This is a genomic window from Streptomyces sp. Ru72, from assembly GCF_002920635.1.
In the GTDB taxonomy this organism is placed as follows: Bacteria; Actinomycetota; Actinomycetes; order Streptomycetales; family Streptomycetaceae; genus Streptomyces.
This window is the reverse complement of the sequence record NZ_PQSR01000188.1, coordinates 1-6,240: the sequence shown is the minus strand read 5'-3', so window position 1 is coordinate 6,240 and position 6,240 is coordinate 1. Positions and strand designations below refer to the sequence as shown.

5 protein-coding genes are annotated in these 6,240 nt (G+C 71.3%); all 5 read right to left on the bottom strand.

Translation table 11 applies throughout. From position 1 onward, the window contains the following. On the bottom strand, positions 1-118 hold a 118-nt coding region (locus tag C3488_RS38790; protein ID WP_146068019.1), incomplete at its 3' end, for a DUF503 family protein. A gap of 605 nt (positions 119-723) precedes the next feature. Next, entirely contained in the window at positions 724-3,792 is a 3,069-nt protein-coding gene (infB, locus tag C3488_RS38785) for a translation initiation factor IF-2 (RefSeq protein ID WP_103845524.1), read from the bottom strand. 147 nt (positions 3,793-3,939) lie between these two features. Then, positions 3,940-4,251 carry a YlxR family protein gene (locus tag C3488_RS38780; RefSeq protein ID WP_103845523.1) on the bottom strand — a complete coding sequence of 104 codons (312 nt, stop codon included), beginning with the start codon at positions 4,249-4,251 and terminating at the stop codon, positions 3,940-3,942. A 126-nt stretch (positions 4,252-4,377) separates the two neighbouring features. Then, positions 4,378-5,373: a transcription termination factor NusA gene (gene nusA / locus C3488_RS38775; RefSeq protein ID WP_103845522.1), complete on the bottom strand. Its 996-nt coding sequence runs from the start codon at positions 5,371-5,373 to the stop codon at positions 4,378-4,380. A gap of 2 nt (positions 5,374-5,375) precedes the next feature. Then, complete coding sequence (gene rimP / locus C3488_RS38770) at positions 5,376-5,885, bottom strand: ribosome maturation factor RimP (protein WP_103845521.1); 510 nt, start codon at positions 5,883-5,885, stop codon at positions 5,376-5,378. Between the last annotated feature and the right edge of the window lie 355 nt (positions 5,886-6,240).

The window sequence follows — 6,240 nt, the reverse complement described above, 5'->3', positions numbered from 1 at the left end:
CGCTCACCGCGTACTTCCGCTGGAGCTCGGCGACGATCGGGCGGACGACGGAACGCTTCTCCTTCAGCGACCGTACGTCGCCGAGGAGGAGGTCGAAGGACAGGGTCCCCACGTACATGTGTGTCCGGATGACCCGCCGGTACGGGATCGGTGGCCCTGCCGTCGGTGCGGGCAGGGACACGAAAACCGTACAACGAACCGTGCGGGCCACTCGACGGGATTGTTCTCGCCCCGCCGCCCCCACCCGTCCCGTCCTCCAGGCCGCGCCCCTGCGACCCCACCGGAGCTCCGCCCCGGACCCCACGGACGCCACGCGGTGGGGCGCGACGCACGGGAACCACGTCCCCCGCACCCCTCACGGGGCGCCACCTTGAAGCCCGCCTCGGCTCCGCCCCGAAACGCAGGTGGGGGCGGCTCCCCGGCACCCCGCAGGGGCACCGCCCTGCAAGCCGCCAGGGCCCCGCCCAGGCACCGTTCGGGGCCCAGCCCCCTGAGCCGCCCCACTCCTCAAACGCCGGAGTGGCTGAATGTCCGCCGGAGGAGCTGATGTCGCAGCGCCGGTCGGCATCATTCAGCCCGTCTGGGCCCCTGCTCGAAGAGCTTGGGGAGTGCGAGGACGGGGCTTCAGGGGCGTCTGGGGGCGCAACCCCCAGGGGCTGCGCGTGGCAGACGGCCGCCGGCCGACGGAACCGTGGTTCCGTCGGCCGGCGGTGAACCGGGGGCTTACGCCCGCGGCTTCTCGCGCATCTCGTACGTCGCGATGACGTCGTCGACCTTGATGTCGTTGAAGTTGCCGAGGTTGATACCGCCCTCGTAGCCTTCGCGGATCTCGGTGACGTCGTCCTTGAAGCGACGCAGGCCCTCGATGGTGAGGTTCTCCGCGACCACCTTGCCGTCGCGGATGAGGCGGGCCTTGGTGTTGCGGCGCACCTCGCCCGAGCGGATGAGGACACCGGCGATGTTGCCCAGCTTGGACGACTTGAAGACCTCGCGGATCTCCGCCGTACCCAGCTCGACCTCTTCGAACTCCGGCTTGAGCATGCCCTTGAGGGCCGCCTCGATCTCCTCGATCGCCTGGTAGATGACCGAGTAGTACCGGACGTCCACACCCTCGCGCTCGGCCATCTGCGCCGCGCGGCCGGCCGCGCGGACGTTGAAGCCGATCACGATGGCGTCGGAGCCCATCGCCAGGTCGATGTCGGACTCCGTGACCGCACCGACGCCTCGGTGCAGGACGCGGATGTCGACCTCTTCGCCGACGTCCAGCTGGAGCAGGGAGGACTCCAGGGCCTCGACGGAACCAGAGGCGTCACCCTTGATGATCAGGTTCAGCTGCTGGACCTCGCCGGCCTTGAGCACCTTGTCCAGGTCCTCCAGCGACACGCGGCGCGTGCGCTTCGCGAAGGCCGCGTTGCGCTCACGGGCGGCACGCTTCTCGGCGATCTGACGGGCCGTACGGTCCTCATCGACCACCAGGAAGTTGTCACCCGCACCCGGGACGTTGGTCAGGCCCAGGACCTGGACCGGCGTCGACGGGCCGGCCTCGGCGACGTTGTTGCCGTTGTCGTCGAGCATGGCGCGCACGCGACCGTAGGCGTCGCCCACGACCATCGTGTCGCCGACCCGCAGCGTGCCTCGCTGGACGAGGACCGTCGCCACGGCACCACGGCCGCGGTCGAGGCGGGACTCGATGGAGATGCCCTGCGCGTCCTGGTTCGGGTTGGCCCGCAGGTCGAGCGAGGCGTCGGCGGTCAGGATGACCGCTTCGAGCAGCTCGTCGATGTGCAGACCCTGCTTGGCGGAGATGTCGACGAACATGGTGTCGCCGCCGTACTCCTCGGCCACGAGGCCGTACTCGGTCAGCTGACCGCGCACCTTGGTCGGGTCGGCACCCTCGACGTCGATCTTGTTGACCGCGACCACGATCGGCACGTCGGCCGCCTTGGCGTGGTTGAGCGCCTCGACCGTCTGCGGCATGACGCCGTCGTTGGCCGCGACGACCAGGATCGCGATGTCGGTCGACTTCGCACCACGGGCACGCATGGCGGTGAACGCCTCGTGACCCGGGGTGTCGATGAAGGTGATCTTGCGCTCTTCGTCGTTGACCTCGGTCGCGACCTGGTAGGCACCGATGTGCTGGGTGATGCCACCGGCCTCGCCCGCGATGACGTTCGTCTTGCGGATGGCGTCGAGCAGGCGGGTCTTACCGTGGTCGACGTGACCCATGACGGTCACCACCGGCGGACGGACGACCAGGTCCTCCTCGGAGCCCTCGTCCTCACCGAACTCGATGTCGAAGGACTCGAGGAGCTCGCGGTCCTCCTCCTCCGGGCTGACGATCTGAACCGTGTAGTTCATCTCGTCGGCGAGGAGCTGCAGGGTCTCGTCGGAGACGGACTGCGTGGCCGTGACCATCTCGCCGAGGTTCATCATGACCGCGACGAGGGACGCCGGGTTGGCGTTGATCTTCTCCGCGAAGTCGGTGAGCGACGCACCGCGCGACAGGCGAATGGTCTCGCCGTTGCCGCGAGGCAGCATCACGCCGCCGACCGACGGGGCCTGCATGGCCTCGTACTCCTGACGGCGCTGCCGCTTCGACTTGCGGCCGCGACGCGCGGGACCACCCGGGCGACCGAAGGCGCCCTGCGTGCCACCACGGCCACCGGGACCACCGGGACGACCACCGAAGCCGGGACGGCCACCGCCGCCACCGCCGGGACCACCCGGACGGCCGGCGAAACCGCCGCCACCGCCACCGGGACCGGCAGGACGGCCGGCGAACCCGCCGCCACCGCCACCCGGACGACCGGCGAAGCCGCCGCCACCCGGACGACCGCCGCCGCCACCGGGACGACCGCCGCCACCGGGGCCACGGCCGCCGGGGCCACCGCCCGGACGCGGACCCGCAGCAGGACGCTGCGGCATCATGCCGGGGTTGGGACGCGGGCCGCCGGGGCCGCCGCCGGGACGCGGACCGCCCTGCGGACGCGGCATCGAGCCCGGGGTCGGGCGCGGACCGCCCGGAGCCTGCGGACGCGGGCCGCCACCGGCCGCACCCTGCGGACGGGGACCGCCCTGGGCGGCCTGCGGACGCGGGGCACCCGGGGCACCCGGAGCACCGGGACCACCCGGACGCGCACCCTGCGGGCGGGGCGCCTGCGGGCGCGCCATGCCGGTGGAGCCACCGGAGGTGAAGGGGTTGTTACCCGGACGCGGACCGGCCGGACGGGCACCCGGACGCGCGCCGGTGCCACCCGGACGCGGAGCGCCGGGACGAGCGCCCTGGGCACCGCCCTGGCCCTGCCCCTGACCGGCCGCGGCCGGACGTGCGCCGGGCTTGGGGGCGCCGGGACGGGCACCCGGGCGCGGGCTGGGGGCGGCCGGAGCCGCCGGGGGCGCCGTGAACTCCGGGGCACCCGGGGCCGGGGACGCCGGGGCGGGCCGCGGCGCGGGCTTCGGGCCCGGCGTCGGGCGCGGACCCGGGGCCGGAGCCGCGGGGCTTCTCGGCGGCCGGGGGGCTTGGGGGGCCGCCGGACGCGGGGCAGCCGGACGTGCGGCCTGCGCCGGGGACGGCGCGGCCGGCTTCGCCGGGGAGGCCTTGCGCGGGGCGGCGGACTTCGCGCCACCGCCGTTGCCCTGCTGGAGGGCGTCGGTCAGCTTGCGTACTACGGGCGCTTCGATGGTCGAAGACGCCGAACGGACGAATTCACCGAGTTCCTGGAGCTTGGCCATGACGACCTTGCTCTCGACACCGAACTCCTTGGCGAGTTCGTAGACCCGGACCTTAGCCACTTCGCTCCTTTGAGGTCCGGGTTGAAGCCGGACCGTCGCTAGTTCATGGGCGTACTCATCGCGTACTCATCGAGTGCTCATCGCAATCTCGACCTGCTTTCGACTCGCGAGGTACCAGGACCGCACAGGGAGTCCGTGCGGCACGTCTTACGGTGTTGCCTGCCCAGCTGGGTGCTGCTGACAACTTTCTTCCTGCTCGACGTACTGGCGCAACGCCTTTGTGTCGAGCGGACCCGGGACGCGGAGCGCCCGCGGGAACGCCCGGCGGCGGACCGCCAGGTCGAAACAGGACAGTGCGGGGTGCACGTACGCACCCCGGCCGGGCAGCGTACCGCGAGGATCGGGGACGCACGCGTCCTCGACCGCCACGGTGCGCAGCAGTTCGATCTTGGCCGCTCGCTCCCGGCACCCCACACAGGTGCGTTCAGGGCATGCTCCGGCGTGCGTCCGGCCAGACACGCTTAAGTCTACCTCCCCGCGCCGACCTCACCCCTTCGGGGCAAGAATCGAACAGCTGCTGCACACAAACTGTCGTGATCTCAGCGTCGCACGGCCGGGATCTATTCCCGGCCGAGGTCACGCGCCTCAGGCCGGCCTCTCGGCGGGCTGTTCGGTGTCGGGGCGGATGTCGATCCGCCAGCCGGTCAGCCGAGCCGCCAGACGGGCGTTCTGCCCCTCCTTGCCGATCGCCAGCGACAGCTGGTAGTCGGGGACCGTCACGCGCGCGGAGCGGGCCGCGAGGTCCACGACCTCCACCTTGGTGACACGGGCCGGGGACAGGGCGTTCGCCACCATCTCGGCCGGGTCGTCGGACCAGTCGACGATGTCGATCTTCTCACCGTTCAGCTCGCCCATGACGTTGCGCACACGGCCGCCCATGGGGCCGATGCAGGCGCCCTTGGCGTTCAGACCCGAACGGGTGGACCTGACGGCGATCTTCGTGCGGTGACCGGCCTCACGGGCGATCGCGGCGATCTCCACGGAGCCGTCGGCGATCTCCGGCACCTCGAGCGCGAACAGCTTCTTCACCAGATTGGGGTGGGTGCGCGAAAGAGTGACGGACGGACCGCGCACGCCCTTCGCCACCCGGACGACGTACGAGCGGATGCGCTTGCCGTGTTCGTACGTCTCCCCCGGCACCTGCTCCTGCACCGGCAGGATGGCCTCGAGCTTGCCGATGTCGACGAGCACGTTCTTCGGGTCGCGGCCCTGCTGGACCACTCCCGTGACGATGTCGCCCTCGCGGCCCGCGTACTCGCCGAGCGTCGCGTCGTCCTCGGCGTCGCGCAGACGCTGAAGGATGACCTGCTTGGCGGTGGTGGCGGCGATACGGCCGAAACCCGACGGGGTGTCGTCGAACTCGCGCGGCTCCTGCCCCTCCTGAAGATCCTCGGGATCCTCCTTCGCCCACACGGTCACATGGCCGGTCTCCCGGTCGAGCTCGACGCGCGCGTGGCGGCGGCTTCCCTCGGTGCGGTGGTAGGCGATGAGGAGGGCCGCCTCGATCGCCTCGACCAGCAGGTCGAAGGAGATCTCCTTCTCCCGTACCAAGCCCCGCAGGGCGCTCATGTCGATGTCCACGGCTACGCCTCCTCCTCTTCCTTCATGTCGCTCGTGTCCTTGCGGTTGAACTCGACCTGGACCCGTGCCCTGGCGATGTCCGGGAAGGCGAGTCTGCGGGTGGTGGCCTTGCGGCCCTTCACACCGGGCACCTCGAGGTCGACACCGTCGTCGTCGACCTGCTGAATCCTGGCGACCAGTTCTCCGCCCTCGGCCAGCTGGAACCGCACCAGCCGGCCCAGGGCCCGTAGGTAGTGCCGGTGTTCCTTGAGGAGGCGCTCCGCGCCCGGGGTTCCGACCTCGAGGGTGTACTCGCCCTCGCCCATCGCGTCCGTCTCGTCGAGCTTCGCCGAGAGCGCGCGGCTCACATCGGCGATCTTGTCCAGGTCGGCACCGGTGTCGGAGTCGACGACGACGCGCAGCACACGCTTGCGCCCCACGGAGTCCACCGCGATCTCCTCGAGATCGAGCCCCTGGGATGTGACGAGCGGTTCCAGCAGTTCTCGCAGCCTCTCGCTCTGGGTGGTGCTCATCCGGGTGACTCCTCGGCCGCGTGTGCTGTTGTGGGATGGTCGCTGTCAGGTCAAAGGGTATCCGGTCCCGGAGGGTGATGCCGTCCACCTGGGCTGTGAGCCGAACGGCGTCCGGGCGGGCTGCACGCGTGCGTGTGCGCTGTCGAGCCGAGCCGATGGCAGGGACGGGCGGGGTGCGCGGGTACGGTGATCAACGGGCTCCCGCCCATTCGTTGGGGTCCCGCCCATCCGTTCGTACCGAAGCCTCCGAGGACGGTCTGCCGTGCCCCTCTCCCCGCCTGCACGCGCCCCGCTGCGCAGAAGGAGCCTGTTCGCCTCGGCCGCGGGTGCCGCGCTGCTGGCGGGCTGCTCCGAC

Bases quoted from the DNA above. Each gene is read 5' to 3' on its own strand.
- rimP (WP_103845521.1), bottom strand. From the start codon at position 5,885: ATGAGCACCACCCAGAGCGAGAGGCTGCGAGAACTGCTGGAACCGCTC.